Source organism: Colwellia sp. PAMC 21821, from assembly GCF_002077175.1.
Taxonomy (GTDB): Bacteria; Pseudomonadota; Gammaproteobacteria; order Enterobacterales; family Alteromonadaceae; genus Cognaticolwellia.
In genome coordinates this window covers 4,525,445-4,544,545 of sequence record NZ_CP014943.1, presented here as the reverse complement: position 1 = coordinate 4,544,545, position 19,101 = coordinate 4,525,445, and the positions used below count along the sequence as shown (strand labels likewise).

Genomic DNA, 19,101 nt, shown 5'->3' with positions numbered 1-19,101 from the left:
TTACTTTGTCACTGGCAGCATAATAATCACCTCAACGCCTTGTTGATTTTGTTTATTTACTGCCTTTATTGTGCCGCTATGAAATTGACATATTAATCGCGCTATATACAAACCTAAACCTAAATGTGGTTGTTCATTATTGTGTTTCTTCCTGATGGATACCATAGAGTCAAATAGCTGCTCGCTCATTTCTTCAGGTAATAATTCACCGTTGTTGCTAATAACTAATGTGACCTGGTGATTCTGCTTTTCAACGCTGACTGCAATATTTTCATCATCAGAAAACTCGACCGCATTGGCGATAACTTTATCTAATAACTGCGCTATATGCTCTGGTGAACCTAATACTTGTACTTTACCTATGGCTAATTCGCTAAACGAAAAGTTAATCTTCGGATAAATTAGTCGGTAACCTTGCATGCAACCGTTGAACACCTGACCTAAATCGAACAAACACTTATCGGTATTTTCTAACATTTGCTCAATGCGAGTTGCTTCATTCATATTGGTTAAGATTAAACTTAAGCGCTCAATACCATGTTGAGCACGCACTAAATAGGGATTTTCAATCGCTGAATTTTGTTCATTATCACCATTTTCTCGTGTTGTTGTATTGATACTTTGTTGCTGCATGGCTAAGGTTTCTAGGGATGTGCGCACAACAGCAATTGGCGTGCGCAATTCATGAGATAACCGAGAAGACATATTTTCTAAATAGTGATTATATTGTCCGAGTCGATTAACAGCGGTCGAGAAACTCCGCGATAAATCGCCAATCTCGTCATTGGTGGTCGAGGTATCAACATTGCCGTTAATGCGGCCGTGTTCATCGATAGCCATTTCGGCTTGATTGCTTAAGGTTCTGATCCGGTTTGAAATCCGCGAAGCAAACAAGAAAAAGGCTAAAGCGCCTATTAACATAATGGCTAAAATAGAACTGAAAAGCTTTTCTAATGCCTGATTTCTTAATGTACGAATGCCATTCGTCGTTTCTTCTACAATTACCGCGCCTTTAACACTTTCATCGATAAATATGGGGTAGGCGGCCGATAGCACTACCGCTTGTTGATCGGTACTTAAACGCCATTGCGACATGGGTTCACCAGCTAAAGCACTTTCGATATGTTTGCCGGTGAGGTTTTCTGAATCATAAAGTTGATCGATAAAGTTACTCGGTGGCTGAGTGAGAATTTTTTCATATAATGGCTTAAGTATTTTACTTTCAAAAGCAAACCAAGCCGATATTAGAACATTTTCATCTGCATTATCGATACGTTCATTATTGAGATTAACGCGCTTATTCCACACACCGCTGGCTTTTTTTATGTTCCCAGTTGTGGCTAAAACACGGTGATGTTGGTCAACAACCCATATGCTGGAGTTGGTGTAGCTCATTCCTTTTACAATGCGTTCAATTTCAGGCGAGGGCACTAAAATAGTACCTAACGTTTCGGCAGAGCTTGGATCGGCCGAGCCAAGTGATGCTTCAATTACACCTAACGGGCTGTCTACATCATGAACGGCAAAGGCAATGTTATCGTTAAATTCAGTTAACGGCACACGTACCTCGACGTTATAACCTTGCTGAGTATCGCGCCAATGTCCTTGAATTTGTCTTGCCGGTACCGGAATATCATCTTGAATATCAGTGATACGGTATGCGTCTATCCAACCGGTGGTTTTATTGCTAATAATAAAGCGACTAAATACGCCTTGTGGATTGATAAAGGCGAGCTCTAAATGATCATTATTGGTGATACTGCGGGCATTGATGTCACGATAAATGACTTTGTCGTCTATAACAGCAAAGTATAAATATAAATATTTACCGTAAGTGCCTACAGCAGCGGTAAAGTTTATTGAAAGCTTCTCTGGTGTTAATTGGCTATAAAGTTGGTTATTTTGTTGATAAAAGTGCGCTTTATTGGCAAAGTCGGGCCAGTCTTGATTCAATCCATCGAGCTGGATCGGCGCTGACAAACCATAACTATATAAGTCTTTGCCTTTTTCAACACTGGGTAAAAAACTGGCTTGGTTGTTAAATAGATTAGCCCGTTCATGCATAGCGGTAGCTAGTGCTCTTGCTGTGCCGATAATAGTTTGCTCTTGGCCATATCGTAGGTATTTTTCCATTTCCCAAACATATTGATAGCCAAACCAAGGAATGGTAAATAGAAAGCTTGATAATAATAGCAGCTTACTTCTTAGGCCAAAACGCCATTTCATTGCCATAATTGCTTAGTTACCTGTAGCTTCTACTGGGCTTTGGTTCCAGCGATAGCCCATGCCATAAACTGTTTCAATACAATTAAAGTCGTTATCGATATGAGTGAATTTTTTACGTATTCGTTTGATATGTGAGGTAATGGTTGAGTCATCAACGTAAATTTTCGAGTCTTGCATCAACTGACTGCGGTTCTTTACATGTCCTGGGTGTTTCGCTAAGGCGTATAGCATCCAAAACTCGGTAATGGTTAACTCTACATGCTGACTTTGCCATTGTATGGTCATACGCTGACTATCTACCGTTAATGGCCCAATAGTTAACATGTGATCCGCTTGTTGTGGTTTACCTAAAGCGTCTTGGCGGCGAAAAAGCGCAGCAATACGTGCAGACAGGTGCGGTAAACTAATATCTTTAGTGAGGTAATCGTCAGCGCCGATACGCAATCCCGAAACCGTGTCTACATCACTGTCACGTGCGGTTAAAAAAATAATGGGTAAGGTTGTCGATTTCGAGCGCAGCCATTGGCATAACTCGAACCCAGCATCGTATTCGTGCTCAAGGCCAATATCTAAAATGGCTAAATTAGGTAAGCGTAAATTAAACGCATCCATCGCGCTATTTTTATTAGCATAGGTTTGTACTTGATAACCTTGCAGGCGCAGTACATCTGCGTAGTTTTCTCTGATGGCGGCATCATCTTCAACAATAGCGATACGTTTCGACATGGTGATTGCTTATCCCTTTATATGCAAGTACGTAATATTTACGTGAATATCTGCGTTAAATAATATCGAATAAACCCCATCGATGCTGCTAATTGTTGTAATTGCCATAATCTTGCCACATTTGCTCAGTGAATTGCCATATTTGCGTCCTTTAGTCGTCGTTTTTCTACGGTTTAATAACATCATCAAAAACAAAGCAGCTAATTAGGTCATTAGTTAGCCGCTATTTATTTATCACACTATTTATAACACTATTGATGAGAGACACTAATATGAAAAACCAATTAACTACAGCACACTTAACTACGACAGAAGTAAACACAGATAATAAAGCACGCGCAGTTGAATCTGGCATAGCAAAAACATTGATTAATGTCGCGTTAATTTCTGCATTAACGGTAAGCCCAGTCTTTGCCAGTTCATATGAAAAAACACAACAAGCGCAGGCAGAGCAAGAAAGTTCTGCACAATTGAAAGAAGAAATTGGTTTTGGTACCGGTATGGTTATTGGCGCTGTTTTGGGCGGTCCTATTGGTGCTTTTATTACGGGTATTGCAGGTAACATGATTGCAAAAAATATGAATGCTACTGACAAAATTGACAATTTGTCCAATGCCTATAAAAAAGAGCAACAGAATAATGCAACATCATTGGCACGTTATCAGGAAAAAATTGAGCAAGCTGAACAAAGCTATCAAGCTGAGCTAATAGCTTTAGAGCAAAACTATCAAGCAGCTAGTCAATTACAAGCGCAAAACTTATTAATGAGCTTGCAGTTCTCTACTGGCTCTAGTGAAATAAAGTCGCATTACCAAGAGCAAATAGCGAGCTTAGCGCGCATTGTTCAACAATCACCTAATTTGACCTTAGATCTTTCTGGTTACACCGACAAACAAGGAAGTGATGAGTTAAACCAAGCCATTTCATTAGCCCGTATAAATGCGGTTAAGAATGCCCTGATTGACCTAGGTGTAAAAGCTGACCGCATAAGTTTATTTGCCTTTGGCGAACAGCAACCGGTTGTAGCATCAGTAGATAAAGAAGTGAGTTTTTATGATCGAAGAGTGGTTATCAAGTTAAAAAACACCGCTTTAGCAAACGATGTAACAAGCCAAGAGCATTCGCAAACGGCTAAGAACTTTTAACACGATTATTAAGGGTGGTTAGCTACTTTAAGTGGGTTTATCCCAAGCAATTAATTTACTTTAAAGGGGGGAGATTAAAAAACAAGCCAAGGTGAATAACCTTGGCTTGTTTTTGATTGACGTTTATCGGTTCAAATTTATAGGTTGAAACTTTAGTAAAAAGTTATTTACCTAAAGTAAACTTAGTGTCAGCTTCTCTTAATAAATATAGCGCTGCACAAGCAGCCAACATAGGCCAAGCGGCAAAAAACAATAGGTTATTAAAGGCATCATAATATTGTGCGTAGGCTGAGAATGTAGAACCAGCGTGCATCAGGAAAATTAAACCATAGGTTAAACGTTTTTTAATGCCGAATAAAAACGCCATAACTAATATTAATTGTAGCGCGCCTAAACTATAAGCAAGGATGTCAGTAAAACCGCTGATTTTATAAAAATGTTCGAAAATTTTAATACTATGGGCAGGGTTAACAAACTTATCTAGCGTCCAAACGAACATTACGATAAACACACCTACACGTAATAATAGTAATGACCATTGTAGGTTGTTCTGAAAATTTTTGTTGGCTAGGGTAGCATCTGTCGACATATAAATTCCTCAATTAAATAAAAGTGTTAGTAACAATGCTAAAAGACCGAGGAACTTAGTTTAAATTTCAGCGTTATGTTTTTTCTTTTGCCGATGCCGTGTGATAACCATTTCATTCACTATCCTTATTCGATAATACGCTTAAATGGCGGTAACGAATTTAATAAGTCTTTACCGTATCGCTTGTTCACTAAACGACGATCCATTAACACGATGACACCATGGTCTTTTTCATTACGCAGTAATCGTCCTGTGGCCTGAATAAGCTTTTTCGAGGTTTCAGGCACTGAAATAGACATAAAAGGATTACCACCCTTAGCGGTAATGTATTCAGCCTGTGCTTCTTCTACCGGAGATGACGGCACTGAAAACGGTAACTTGGTGATAATAACATTGGTGAGATAGTCACCGGGTAAATCTAGACCTTCTGAAAAACTTTGCGTACCAAAAATGATACTGTTTTGCTGTTTATCGCAAAGGGTTTTGTGGGTTTCAATAATTTTTTGTCGAGATTGCTCGCCTTGCACTAATATACTGAGTTTAGTTTGTTCTCGCAGTGCCGTGACCACTTTATCCATTTGCCAATAAGAAGAAAACAGCACTAATGTCGCTTTTCCGCGCTGAATTTGTTCAGGAAGTTTAGCAATAAGCTCATCTGTAAACGCATCGGCACTGGGCTCATACTGCATTTTAGGCACAATTAACTGAGCATTATTTTGATAATCAAAAGGCGAATCAACTTTTTGATATTGGCTGCCATCATCAGTTCTTAGCCCCGCTTGTCGACGAAAATGATCGAACGAGTTCAAAGCTAAAATAGTGGCGGAGCATAAAACGGCACCTTCACATTTAGACCAGAGCATATCTTCTAGAGTGAAGCCAACTTCTATGGGCGAACCACTAATAAGATAGTCGCTTCGTTTACCTTCAATTTGCTCTAACCAACGCGCCATAGGCGCACCTTTCTCACTATCGGTTTTAGCATACATCTGCCATAACGAATTAAAGTTTTCTAGACGTTGGATCATAAATCCCGATTCAGCTAACAAAGGTTCTGCTAAATACATTTGCGTGTCGCCGTCTTTTACCGACTCCATTAACAAGTTATAAAGCTTGTTTAAATGCGCTAAACATTTCTTTGAACTATCGGTTAAATCTTCGGCCCAATTTTTTAATGATTTTGGCACAATACCGTTTTCAAAGCGATATTGTAGCGCTTGATTTTGACTTTGTTTTAGTGGGCTATTTGACGAAGATTGATGAAAATAAATACTGCGATTATTATCAATAAAACTTAGCACTTTTTGCATGTCGGATAATATATCTTGGCAATCGTCCGCTAATTTTATTGATGGCGAGATGGTGCTATTGGATTTTACTAGCGCTGCTATTTTATCGCCAGTTTCTTGCAGCTTACTAAGCCAGTCAATGGCTCCCTTGATGGTAAGAGTCGCACTGGAATGGTCACGCGTTACTTTTGGTAGGTGATGTGCTTCATCAATAATGTAAAAAGTGTCTTCAGGTGCTGATAATATTCTGCCTCCCCCTAGCTCTAAATCAGCCAGTAGTAAACTGTGGTTTACCACGACAACATCGGCTGCCTCCATGGTCTCTCTAGCTTTATGAAATGGGCAATGGCTATGGTCTGATAAATGCTTTAAACAACTGTGTTTGTCAGCCTGGATTTGTTGCCAAATATGATGATTAATGGGCTCGGGCCACGCGTCAATATCGCCCGGCCAAGTGTTATCATTGAGTGCTTTGTGCATCTTGTTCAAGGTGCGAATATCGCCCGCTTGTGGTTTTTCTGCAAAGGTAAAACCGGCTTGTGGACTGTCGTCATTGGCTACAGCTAGCGCAAGCTTTTGTCGACAAACATAGCGCTGTCTACCTTTTGCTAAGGTGAAGTTAAAGTCTAATCCACTGTGTTTTTTTAAAAACGGTAAATCTTTATCAACTAATTGCTCTTGCAACGCCACAGTAGCGGTGGCAATACACACTTTTTTGTTTCGACTTATGGCGAGCGGAATAGAACCCAACGCGTACGCTAAAGACTTACCGGTGCCGGTACCGGCTTCAATGGTGATTATTTTACGTACTTTATCGTAATCTCCGGCAAGGGTTTTCGCAATTTCAGCAATTAAAAAGGTTTGCTGCTTTCGCGGGTTAAAGTTGGTCAGGTTTTCACCTATGGCTTTGTAGGAGGTTCTTATCACTTGCTTAATTTTATCGCTTAACATCGCGGCTGTAGTTTCCTATCGACAATAGATGATTTACACTGCTGTATATATTAACAGTTTGTTATGAATAATTAGAACACTTAATGCAACATTTTCCTGAACAATTTCCAGAATTAGCACCATCGCTAGCTGGCACGCGCGGATTTCTTTTGACCCGCAGCGCTAGCGATCGCAATAATCGTTTAGAAATAACCTTATGGCTGAAAACGCCGCAAGGTCCGGTACAGTTGGTTATTGATAACGAACGGGCAGTTTTTTTTGTTGAGGTCAGTGATGTTAATCATGCTAACGATATTTTGGCGAAACAAGGCATTAAAGTAGACGAAATAAAACCGCTAGCACTAAAAGCATTTAACCAAGCGAATGTTGCTGCACTCTATTTTTTAAGCTTGCGAGAGTTTTACCAAGCGCGAGAAGCCCTTAAGCAAAAGGGGGTTAAATGTTACGAAGATGACATTCGACCGGATGATCGCTTTTTAATGGAGCGTTTTATTACCGCAGACATGACCTTTGTCGGTCGACAAGCACCTTTAATGTCTGTGCAAAGTAAAGACTATAGGCGCTATGAGCAAGCTAGATGTAAACCCATTGATAAAGCACAGCAAACCGACATTACATTGTCGACCGTATCGCTCGATATAGAGTGCTCAATGTCGGGTGAATTATATTCTATCGGTTTATATAGCGACCATTGTCAGCAAGTACTGATGATTGCCAATGAGCAAGAAATAGCGCGCGAGCAAGGCAAAAAAGGTGCTATTGATATTGCATGGCAAGCTGATGAGCGAGCATTACTTGTCAGTTTACTAGCTTGGTTCTCACAGCACGACCCCGATATTATTATTGGCTGGAATGTGATCAATTTTGATTTTGATTTATTACAGAAACGCTACGATTTACATGGGATTAAGTTTGCCATTGGTCGCGATGGCAGAACACCTTATTGGCGAAAAAACCAAGCCAGTGACCAGCAATTTATTGAAATTAATGGCCGTGTGATACTCGATGGTATTGATTTATTAAAAACCGCTACTTACAATTTTCCGAGTTTTTCACTTGATAATGTCGCGAATACATTGCTTGGTATTGGTAAAAAAGTTGATGATGTAGATAACCGACTACAGGAAATAACCGATAACTTTCACCACGATAAAACCGCACTGGCGGCTTACAATTTAGAAGATTGTCGTTTAGTTATCCTGATTTTTAAGCATACTCAATTATTAGAATTCGCTATGCTCAGGGCGCAATTAACCGGTTTATCCATTGATAGATTTGGAGGTTCAGTAGCGGCTTTTACTAATTTATACCTGCCAAAATTACATCGCAGTGGTTATGTCGCGCCTAACATGGGCGATGGCGATCAAGGCTTTGAATCACCGGGCGGTTTTGTCATGGACTCTATTCCAGGTCTTTACCAAAATGTGTTGGTGTTAGATTTTAAAAGCCTATACCCCAGTATTATACGCAGTTTTAATATTGACCCCATGGGTTTGATAGAAGGGTTAAAGTCTCCAGAAACAGCAATAGAGGGCTTTGATGGTGCTTATTTCTCCAGAGAACAGCATTTTTTACCTGGTATTATCACTGAGCTATGGAAAGAGCGTGATATCGCGAAAAAAGATAAAAATGCCGCCTTATCGCAGGCAATAAAAATTATCATGAATTCATTTTACGGTGTTTTAGGCTCAACAGGTTGTCGATTCTTCGATCCCCGTTTATCTGGTTCTATTACTAAACGTAGTCACAGTATTTTAAAAACCACTAAATTATGGATAGAAGCGAAGGGTTACCAAGTGATCTACGGTGATACAGATTCTATTTTTGTGCATGTGGGTGATGAACAAAGCGAAGAAAACAGCAGGGCACTGGGTAAAACGTTACAAGAATACATTAATCAAAAATGGCATGCATTGCTCAAAGACCAGTTTAATATTGTTAGCGAGCTTGAAATTGAATTTGAAACCCACTTTCTTAAGTTCTTAATGCCAACCATTCGTGGGCAAGATGTAGGCACAAAAAAGCGTTATGCTGGGCTGGTGCAAAAAGGTGAAGAGCAGCAATTAATTTTTAAAGGCTTAGAAAGTGTTCGAACCGATTGGACTGAATTGGCGAAACAGTTTCAACGTACTTTGTACTGGAAAATATTTAATAACGAACCGGTTGTGGAATACGTAAAGCAAATGGTTGCTGATACCTTAGCGGGAAAACACGATGAATTACTCTATTACCGTAAGCGTTTGCGCAGAAAATTGGAGCTGTATGTTAAAAATGTGCCGCCACATGTGCGCGCTGCAAGATTAGCCGATGAAATATACAAGCAGCAGGGCAAGCCACTTAAATATCAAAATAAAGGCTGGATTGAATATGTGATGACCGTCAATGGTCCACAAGCTAAGGGGTGTCAGAGCGCCGCTTTAGATTATCAATTTTACATTGATCGTCAGTTGTTGGCGGTAGCAGATGCAATTTTGCCTTTTATTAATACCAGTTTTGACGAGATCACGAACAGTCAGATGAATTTGTTTTAACGTTAGAACTGTTAGAACTGCTAGAACTGTTAGAAAAATAATAGTATTCAGTTATATAAAGTGATTCTGCTGTGCTTAATAATTAAGGCGTTTATGTTTTTATATAAGTTATGACAGAAGTTATGACAAATAAAGCGTGCTTCTTTAGCTGATTCACGATATAAATATTATAGATGGCTAGATAGCTATAATTATTTTCGAACGTTAACGTGAAAAGATCAATTATTCGCTTGATAAATTTTCAGTTCTTGCTTGATTTCAAAGCATTAGGTTCTAAACCAAGCGATGCGCCAAAACTATAACCATGGAATGTAACCCAGACATGAAAAAAGAAACCAAACTCATTAATGCTGGCCGAAAAAGCCAATGGACTCGTGGTGTTGTTAACCCACCTGTAGAACGTGCATCTACGGTAGTGTTTAATTCTGTTAAAGAGATGAAGCATGCCACTGCAAATAAAACTAATCAGGTTTTGTTTTATGGCAGGCGTGGTACGTCAACGTCATTTGCTTTTAGCGATGCCATGACCGACTTAGAAGGCGGAGCAGGGTGTGCAATATATCCGTCGGGTACTGCGGCGATTACTAATGCTATTTTGGCGTTTGTTAAAACTGGCGATCACATACTCATGGTTGATAGTACCTACGAACCAACGCGCGATTATTGCGATAAAATTTTAGCTAAGTTGGGCATTGAAACAACCTACTATGATCCCATGATAGGGAAAGGTATTGAGTCTTTAATTAAAGCTAATACGCGCGTGGTTTTTCTTGAATCTCCTGGTTCTATTACCATGGAAGTGCAAGACGTACCTGCCATTGCTGAAGTGGCACACCGCCATGATTGTATTGTAATGTTAGATAACACGTGGTCAGCGGGCGTAAACTTTCAACCTTTTGATTACGGTGTTGATGTATCAATTCAAGCCGCCACAAAATACATTGTTGGTCATTCTGATGTTATGTTAGGCACGGCAACAGCAACCGCTGAATATTGGCCACAATTACGTGAAAGCAGCTATATCATGGGACAATGTACATCGCCTGATGATTTATACCTTGCCATGCGGGGTATTAGAACCTTAAGTGTGCGTTTGCAGCAGCATCAAGCTAGTGCACTGAAAATTGCTGATTGGTTGTCATCACGCCCTGAAGTAGAAACTATTTTACACCCGGCATTGCCTTCTTGCCCCGGTCATGAAGAATTCAAACGTGATTTCAGTGGCTCAAATGGTTTGTTTTCTTTTGTATTAAACAAAGGTAATCAGGCTGCGTTAACTGCACTTTTAGATGGTTTAGAACATTTTAAAATGGGCTATTCGTGGGGTGGATTTGAAAGTCTTATTTTAGGTATTTCAAATGTTAACAGCATGCGTACTGCCACAACTTGGCAGTATGAGTTTCCGTTGATTCGCTTACATGTTGGTTTGGAAAATGTTGATGATTTAATTGCCGACTTGGAGCAAGGCTTCGCCCGCTTTAATGCTGCATTATCGTCATAGATTAACAAGCTTAGTTGACTTACTTTTTTAGGTGACTTACTTTTTAGGTGACTTACTTTAAAGCCAATAGATGAAAAACGCCGAGTAAATTACTCGGCGCTTTTTTGTTTTACATTTTTTCGACTACATTATACAAAATACAAGTTCCAATAGAACGTTCGGTAAACAGTGTTATTTTTTACCTAACAGCGTGAAAATTTTCTTGGCGATATCGGTGTTATCTTGAAAGCCGTTAAACATTTCACTGCCTTTACCAAAGGCAAATACTGGCACATCAATACCTGTATGCGTGCCCGATGGACTAATAGAACCCCAACCGGTATTTGTTTTCATATCAATTATTTTCGTAATTACATTCAGTACTGACTGGTAATTTTTAGGGGTTCTTTTGCCTTTTTTATCGGCAGCAGATAATAAACTAAATTGTTTAACGATATCTTTGTCACTGAGTTTTGCTTGCTGTAAATTATTTAAGTCCTGAGACGATATGTCGAATGACAGTAAGCCATTCACTTGAGCCAAGGTTAAGTCCTCATCAGTGAATTTCAGCGCTATTGTCTTTGGTGACATTGTCATGCTTCTTAAAAACTCAGGTTTCCATAGGTACTTACTATTAATGTTAGGATCTGAACGTTCAGTTTTTTTACCGATAGTTAAGCCACCAGTGCTATGATCGGCTGTGATCACTACTAAGGTATCTGGATTTTCTGCAACATAGGTCTCAAGATATTCAATGGTTTTTGCTAAATCGTCCATTTCTGCCATGGCAGCTGCAATATCTCTAGCGTGTCCGCCATAATCAATTTGGCTACCCTCAACTAACATAAAAAAACCATCTTTGTTTTCTAACTGTTTTGTTGCAGCTTTCGTCATTAGCGATAAACGGTGCTTGTTGGTGTCATCTAATGCCCAAGGTAAATTAGTATGATCAAATAAACCTAATACCGGCGTATTCTTAGGGATACTGTTTATTTCGCTATATTTATCAATATAATGAAAGCCTGACTCAATAAATTCATTAACGAGATTTCTATCTTTGCGGATAAAATATTCCCAGCCACCACCAAAATATAAATCGGCTTTTATGCCATCATCAATATAACTGTCAGCAATAGCGTTGTAGTTGTAGCGATGGACATTGTGCGCTAAATAAGAAGCCGGGGTGGCATGATTTATCTGGACAGTAACCACAACACCCGTTTTTTTACCGCTTTGTTTAGCATATTCCAAAACCGTTTCAATTGGCTGTCTGTTGATATCTAAACCAATAGCATTATTATAGGTTTTTACGCCTGTAGAAAGGGCTGTTGCGCTCGCCGCAGAGTCAGTAACGTAACCCGATTCAGGGGCTGGATAGGTGCTACTTGTACCGGTGAAATTACGGTCAAAAACCGTTGGTTCAATTTCTGGTGTTGCGGGGTTGTCATTATAATAACGATAGGCTGTAGTATAGGCTGGTCCCATACCGTCACCAACAACCATAATAATGTTTTTTGGTGTATTACTCGCCACTGTATTTACCGGAACATGGCTTGTCGCTTGCAGTTGGCTACAAGACATAACCAATAAACTAGTTAATAACGTTGGAATGAATTTTTTCATTTTTATATCCGTTAACTTAATAAGTAAAACGACTTAATTGAGAGGTAATTAAGCTGCTATTTTTGCTGTAACTATTCTTTAAATGCAACATCAACCCAAACAAGTCGGTGATCAGATGAAGCCGCTCGGTCTTTAATTAAACGAAATGTATCTTCACTTTCTTTTGGCCAAAATATGCCTGAACCAAGGACGTTAAATTGCGCTTTCGCAGGTAAAACATAATCGGCTCGCATGCCCCAAAATGCGGTATGGTGTTTGGCGTTTGGGTTATCCTTGCGATGTAACTTTCCAGCTTCGCTACTTGGCTTAGGATCTATAATACGAGGATGATTTATTAAGCGATTGATACCCGATTTAATGGCATTTCCATCAATAGCATCAGCATTTAAGTCACCCAAAATAACAAAAGCTTTATTTTCAGCTAATCCGCCGAATTGCTTGTTATCGTCATAAATATAACTGGCAGCATTTGGGGTCAGGTAATCACTCCAGAAACGAATTTCGTCAAAGTTACGTTTGCCGTTTCTGTCTTCTGGTCCGTCAAATACCGGCGGGGTAGGATGACTAGCCAAAATATGCACTACATGACCATTGATATTGACTGGTATATCCCAGTGAGATTTGGATGACAGTCGAAAGTTGTTCCAGGCTTGTTGATTAAACCAAGGTGTATTTGAGTCAGGATTTACTGGCACCAAAGCATTGGGCATGTCACGCCATTTAAACATTTGGAATGTTCTGATTTTTTCTTCAACAATAGGGTGTTTTGATAACAATGCCATCGCAAAGTGACCTGAGAAAAGTCCATAGCCATAAGCATCATTCGGTAATTCACCGACTTTGTTATCATTGTTTAAGTCATAGCCCGTAGCAACACCCGTATTAACCGGGCCTTGATAAAAGTAGGGATAATTAATAGCAGCATTACCCTTTTGACTTTTTGCTAAATATTGCGCGATAAAGCGCTTTAGAGATTGGTGTGTAGGGTCATTGCCATCAAACTCATTTAATAAAATAATATCGGGGTTTACTCGTTGAATAATTTCAGCAATATTTTTTATTTGCTGATTATCATTGGCTAACGCGGTCGCTAATTCTTTTCCTGTTGGTTTACGCTCTTTACCTAATTCTGAAGGTAAGTAATTCAATGCTTCCATACTGACATTGAAAGTGGCAATGCGTAAACTGGCAGGAGACTTATTTAATGTTTCTGACATAGCAATACCTGAATATACTAACAACGTAGTTGCTAATAATGTTGTAAATAACTTCATATAAACTCCTACTTTAAGCCACAACCACGTAATATAAAATCCGTTAAAAACTCAGTTACTTGGGTTATATCGTCTTCTTCGTAATCTGCACGATTCATAATAGTTAAAATTTGTTGTTCAAAATCAGCATAATGTTGGGTGGATGACCAAATTAAGAAAATCAATTTAACAGGATCGACATCTTTCATTTCACCGCTATCGATCCAGACTTGAAATACTTTAGCCTTTTCTCTTACCCATTGGCGCAAATAAGTACGGGCAAACTCTTTTAAATGTAATGCACCTTGGATTATTTCCATAGCATAAATTTTCGATGCTTCTGGATGCTCAAATGACATTTTTACTTTTGAAGCAATAAATTTCTCGATAGCAACGACAGGGCCATCGTTAATATCAAGTTCACCAATACCTTGATCCCATGTATCTAAAGTTAATTGTAAAACTGCATGGTAGATATTTTCTTTATTTTTGAAATAATACAATACGTTTGCTTTAGGCAGATTTGCGCTATCAGCAATTGATTGCACGGTAGCACCTTTAAATCCTTGCAGAATAAATTCTTTTTGTGCTGCCACTAGGATTACAGCTTCACTTCTAGCCCGTATGCTCCCTTGTTTCTCATTATTAGTATTGTTGCTCACGAGAATAACCTTTCTATTGGTTTTTATATTAATTAACATTACGTTAAACGCTTAATGTTACATCTTTTAGCTTATTCTGTGCTTAAAATCATACAATGTTAAATGTTCGCATTGTCAGCAATTTTGAGCGTTAATTCTTGTATATTCATTGATGAATGTATGTTTATTCTTTAAAAATTAGTCAGTTTAATTTAAATGTATGGTTAAGGCACTGTTTTAATACATATTGTATTGCTAAATTAAAAGTTTTTATTATTTTCAAAAATAATTTTATATTTGGTTAAATTATTTTAATTAATACAGCCCTTTATAAACTAAGCTAAAATCATACTTTATTTTATCTTGACCAAATGGTTTGTTTTTATGATTTTTTGTTATAGTTAATCAGGTAAGTTGTGTTTTTTGTTATATGTTGTTTTTGCCTTTGTTTTAATCTATCTCATAGGTTGTTGATATTTAAGAGTTAAATAAGTCTGCTTTTGTTTCGTTAATTCGTTTTGTAAAAATGTGTAAATTTAAAGAAAGTGACTTGTAAAAGTTTGTAATGAAAATGTAAGAAAACTCTGTTTTAATTTCAATTGAGTAAGCTTAAAAATAATAAATAGATTAATAATTAGCTAAGTAAAAATTTATATAAACATATGACAAAACAAAAATTTAACTTATATCAAGGAATAATATGATGAAAACTCATCGTCTCTCACTCATTACTGGCGCAGTTGTAATTGCGCTTGGATTATCAACATCGGCTATGGCAAATGATACTTCTTCTGCAATCAGAGGTAGTATTTTAAACCCTGCAGGGCAAGTTTCGGTTAATGCTAAAGTTGAAATTGTACATTTACCTTCAGGTACAAAAACGACTACAAGCACTAATGACTCAGGCTCATTTTCTAGTAAAGGTTTACGTGTTGGCGGACCTTACAAGGTTACGGTAACAGGTGCAGACGGCGCTAATACATACAACGATGTGTATCTAACCCTAGGTGATACCTTTAAGTTAAATGTACAGCTTGATCCTAAACAACAAATAGAAAGAATTTCAGTAACAGGTAGTCAAATTCTTTCAGGTAATATTGGTAGTAGTAGCTACTTTAGTTCAGATGATATTACCAATGCCCCAAGTTTTGACCGTGATATCAAGGATATTATTCGTAATAACCCTTTAGCGGTTTTATCTTCGAAAGATGGCGAGCTAAGTGTTGCTGGTACTAACCCACGTTTTAATAGTATAAGTGTCGATGGTATTGGGCAAAATGATGATTTTGGTCTTAATGCTAATGGTTACCCGACTACGCGCTCTCCTATTTCTTTAGAAGCGATTGATCAGGTCACTATAGATGTTTCTCCATTCAACGCTCAAGATAGTGGCTTCCAAGGCGCTAAAATAAACGCTGTAACAAAGTCTGGTGGAAATGAGTATTCAGGTTCATTCTTTTATGAAACTCAAAACGACGGAATGGCAGGCACACCAAAAGATGGTGAAAATGAAATTCCAACTGAATTTGACGAAACCACTTATGGCGCCACGTTTGGCGGAGCTATAATTGAAGATGAATTATTCTTTTTTGCATCATATGAATTCTACGATGCGACTTCACCAGTTGAGTGGGGCCCTGAAGGTGGAAGTGCTCCTAACGAAGCTGATGCAAGCGTAGCAGATTATAATGAAGTAAGACGTATTGCTGAAGAAGTTTACGGTGTCGATGCTGGTGTATGGGATTTAGCGCCAAAAACTGATGATGAAAAATTCCTATTGAAGTTAGATTGGAATATTAATGATGATCACCGTGCAGCTTTCACATACCAATACAATAAAGGTAACCGCACAGCGAACCAAACATCATTTTCAGGTGAATTACGTTTATCTACGCATTGGTATAACCGCGTTGAAGAGCTAAATAACTATGCCTTTAAATTATATTCTGACTGGAATGATGATTTCTCAACTCAACTTAGCCTAACGTATTTAGATAACCCTACAACGCAAGCGTCATTAGGCAATTATGCTGATACCGTTATCCAAACAGATTCGGGTAATATTGCTATTGGCGCCGATCATTCTCGTCACTCTAATGAATTAAATAAGAAAACTTTCATTGTTGGACTTGATGGCGATTACTTAATTGACGATCACAGTCTTTCTTTTGGTTATCAGTTTAAGCGTTTAGACATATTCAATTTATTCTTACAAAACACTAAAGGTGATTACACTTTCGATAGCCTTGAAGATTTTGAAAATAGAATTGCTGAACGTGTAATCTATCAAAATGCAACGTCACTTAACCCTAACGATGCTGCTGCTGAGTTTGTTCGTGATGAACATGCACTTTATATTCACGATGAGTGGGCTTTCTCTGACGATTTAACGCTAGATTTTGGTCTTCGTTATGAGCGTTTAGCATCAGACGACGCACCAGCATTCAACGGTCAAGCTTTTGATCGTACAGGTTATGACAATACTGAAAACCTTGATGGTGTCGATATTTTCTTACCACGTTTTGGATTTAACTGGGATGCTTCTGAAGATTTAGTTGTTCGTGGTGGTATTGGCCGTTTCTCTGGTGGCCAACCAACAGTATGGATATCTAACGCTTACTCTAATCCAGGTGTTGGCCGTGCAAGATTTGATGAGCGTGGCACATTTACAGATGTTGATATTAAAGTTCCATATCAACCACTTGTTGATCAAGTCGCTGGCTCAGAAATTTTTGCCGGTACAAACTTTACAGATCCTAGCTACGACTTACCTTCAGATTGGCGTTATCAAATTGCTGCTGATTATCTAATAGATATTCCATTTATTGGTGAAGACGTACTTTGGACGACTGAGTTCATGTACAAAAAAGCTGAAAACACTTCTTTCTGGCAAGATGCGAGTTTATTCGGTGACGAGTCTGGTACAACAGCCGATGGCGGTCGTATTTTATATGACGATGCAGATGGCAACACGACAGACTTAATGCTAACTAATGCGGATAAAGATGGTACTTCAAAAATATTTAGTACAGTACTAAGTAAAGCTTGGGACAATGGCGTAAGTGTAACAACATCGTATACAAACCAAGATGTTACTGATGCACATCCTAGCACCAGCTCTACAGCAGGTAGTAACTATGGTTTCAATACAACCATTAACCGTAACGAAGCGATAGTAGGTCGTTCTAGCTTTGAAACTGAACACAGATTTGTTGTGAACTTAGGTTTCAAACATGAGTTCGTTGAAGGTTATAACACCAATGTTAACGTATTCTTTGAGCGTCGTTCTGGCAAGCCAATTACTTATTACCTAGATGGTAATGATGTAGATGGTCGCAATGGCCCAGGAAGAGACCCATATGGTTTACTTAGCCCAGGTACATTCAGTGATTCATTCTTACCTTATATCCCAAGTCCAGGTGATGATAACGTAAGATTTACTTCACCAGAAGCTGAAGCAGATTTCTTTAAGTCTATTAATGCATTAGGGTTAGATAAATACGCGGGTGGCTACTTACCTAAAGGTGTGAGTACAACGCCTTGGGTTACAACGCTTGATTTAAGCATACGCCAAGAAATTCCAGGCTTTATGAATGATCACAAAGGTATTTTTTACTTTACAGTAGATAACCTTTTGAACATGATTTATAGCACTAAGGGTAAAGTACGTGGTAGTGATTTTGGTACTATTGAGTTAGCTGAGTTTACGGTTGATCCGGATAACGGACAATATGTTTACCACAGACCAACTTCTAACACTAACAACTACGATAAATTTTATACTGAAGATTCAACATGGCGTGTAAAAGTAGGTGTTAGCTACAAGTTTTAATAACGCGTAATTAAGCCTCATGTTAAAAGCCAGCAGTTATGTTGGCTTTTTTTTTGAGTTTTTCGAACTACGGTGAAGCATGCCAAGTTCTGATAATAGTCATTTCATCCAATCCAATGTCGTTAAATTAGATGGTTTACTTTATAAAAAGCAAAGGCGACCCATAGAAGGCATTTATGGCTATAACGCGTTGCTAACGATATAGGTCTTACATTTTCTAATTAGCACTGAAATAGGTAGTTTCAAGCCATAGAATACTAAGTTAATGAGTGATTTTGGCCTTTTACGTCAATAGCCAATATTTAATGATTTTATAGTTGCTTTTTTATGAGTGATTTACTAGGATAGATATAAGTTGACCACTTGGTCAGATAAAGGTTTTTATAATGTCAAAGATTAACAGTAATGAAATATTAGCACTGGTTAGTGCTGCTAAAGAAGGCTTTGAAAAAGCCTATGCACCATACAGTAACTTTCACGTTGGTGCTTCAGCGTTAACGGCTAGTGGTAAAATAGTTAAAGGCTGTAATGTAGAAAATGCTTCGTACGGCTTAACCGTTTGTGCAGAACGCAATTGTTTAGCCCAGGGTGTTATTTCAGGCGAACAAGCATTTAAAGCTATAGTGGTTTATACCAATCAAGAAAAGTTAACGCCGCCTTGTGGTGCTTGTCGACAAGTTATTGTTGAGTTTTTAGCACCAGACGCACTGGTTATGGCTGTTAACCATAATAATAATAAAAAGCAATGGACAGTTAACGAACTATTACCAGATGCTTTTACTCCCAAAGATTTACTTGAAAAATAAGGATTTTAG

The 19,101-nt window shown here is 38.4% G+C and carries 12 protein-coding genes; 5 read left to right on the top strand and 7 right to left on the bottom strand.

All coding sequences use genetic code 11. The annotated features are described in order from the left end of the window. Both pdsS and pdsR read right to left on the bottom strand, forming a co-directional pair. Nucleotides 1–2,232, bottom strand: coding sequence for a proteobacterial dedicated sortase system histidine kinase (gene pdsS / locus A3Q33_RS18965; RefSeq protein ID WP_081181425.1), 2,232 nt, complete (start codon nucleotides 2,230–2,232; stop codon nucleotides 1–3). Nucleotides 2,233–2,238: 6 nt separating this feature from the next. Continuing rightward, nucleotides 2,239–2,952, bottom strand: coding sequence for a proteobacterial dedicated sortase system response regulator (gene pdsR / locus A3Q33_RS18960; protein ID WP_081181423.1), 714 nt, complete (start codon nucleotides 2,950–2,952; stop codon nucleotides 2,239–2,241). A gap of 272 nt (nucleotides 2,953–3,224) precedes the next feature. On the opposite strand from pdsR, the gene pdsO reads away from it, so the two are divergent. Continuing rightward, a complete protein-coding gene (gene pdsO, locus A3Q33_RS18955; RefSeq protein ID WP_196798009.1) occupies nucleotides 3,225–4,097 on the top strand; it encodes a sortase-associated OmpA-like protein PdsO in 873 nt (290 codons plus the stop codon). A gap of 163 nt (nucleotides 4,098–4,260) precedes the next feature. Here the strand turns inward: pdsO and A3Q33_RS18950 are convergent, their stop codons facing one another. Together A3Q33_RS18950 and dinG are read right to left on the bottom strand one after the other, a co-directional pair. After that, complete coding sequence (locus tag A3Q33_RS18950; protein ID WP_081181419.1) at nucleotides 4,261–4,686, bottom strand: DoxX family membrane protein; 426 nt, start codon at nucleotides 4,684–4,686, stop codon at nucleotides 4,261–4,263. Between the two features lie 125 nt (nucleotides 4,687–4,811). Beyond that, nucleotides 4,812–6,926 carry an ATP-dependent DNA helicase DinG gene (gene dinG / locus A3Q33_RS18945; protein ID WP_081181416.1) on the bottom strand — a complete coding sequence of 705 codons (2,115 nt, stop codon included), beginning with the start codon at nucleotides 6,924–6,926 and terminating at the stop codon, nucleotides 4,812–4,814. Nucleotides 6,927–7,009: 83 nt separating this feature from the next. On the opposite strand from dinG, the gene A3Q33_RS18940 reads away from it, so the two are divergent. Both A3Q33_RS18940 and A3Q33_RS18935 read left to right on the top strand, forming a co-directional pair. Further along, entirely contained in the window at nucleotides 7,010–9,457 is a 2,448-nt protein-coding gene (locus A3Q33_RS18940) for a DNA polymerase II (RefSeq protein WP_081181415.1), read from the top strand. Nucleotides 9,458–9,779: 322 nt separating this feature from the next. Then, complete coding sequence (locus A3Q33_RS18935) at nucleotides 9,780–10,958, top strand: cystathionine beta-lyase (RefSeq protein ID WP_081181414.1); 1,179 nt, start codon at nucleotides 9,780–9,782, stop codon at nucleotides 10,956–10,958. A gap of 171 nt (nucleotides 10,959–11,129) precedes the next feature. On the opposite strand, the gene A3Q33_RS18930 is transcribed toward A3Q33_RS18935, so the two are convergent. The 3 genes from A3Q33_RS18930 to A3Q33_RS18920 all read right to left on the bottom strand — a co-directional run bounded on the left by A3Q33_RS18930 (nucleotide 11,130) and on the right by A3Q33_RS18920 (nucleotide 14,475). Then, the gene (locus A3Q33_RS18930; protein ID WP_081181413.1) at nucleotides 11,130–12,560 is read right to left on the bottom strand and encodes an alkaline phosphatase; all 1,431 of its coding nucleotides are present in this window, start codon (nucleotides 12,558–12,560) and stop codon (nucleotides 11,130–11,132) included. A gap of 71 nt (nucleotides 12,561–12,631) precedes the next feature. Beyond that, nucleotides 12,632–13,834, bottom strand: coding sequence for an endonuclease/exonuclease/phosphatase family protein (locus tag A3Q33_RS18925; RefSeq protein ID WP_081181412.1), 1,203 nt, complete (start codon nucleotides 13,832–13,834; stop codon nucleotides 12,632–12,634). Nucleotides 13,835–13,842: 8 nt separating this feature from the next. Then, nucleotides 13,843–14,475 (bottom strand): TetR/AcrR family transcriptional regulator, encoded by a 633-nt coding sequence (locus A3Q33_RS18920; protein ID WP_081181410.1) that lies wholly within the window; start codon nucleotides 14,473–14,475, stop codon nucleotides 13,843–13,845. Between the two features lie 679 nt (nucleotides 14,476–15,154). On the opposite strand from A3Q33_RS18920, the gene A3Q33_RS18915 reads away from it, so the two are divergent. Then, nucleotides 15,155–18,286, top strand: a complete 3,132-nt coding sequence (locus A3Q33_RS18915; protein WP_231295730.1) for a TonB-dependent receptor — start codon at nucleotides 15,155–15,157, stop codon at nucleotides 18,284–18,286. Nucleotides 18,287–18,672: 386 nt separating this feature from the next. Further along, a complete protein-coding gene (locus tag A3Q33_RS18910) occupies nucleotides 18,673–19,092 on the top strand; it encodes a cytidine deaminase (RefSeq protein WP_081181406.1) in 420 nt (139 codons plus the stop codon). The last annotated feature ends 9 nt before the right edge of the window (nucleotides 19,093–19,101 follow it).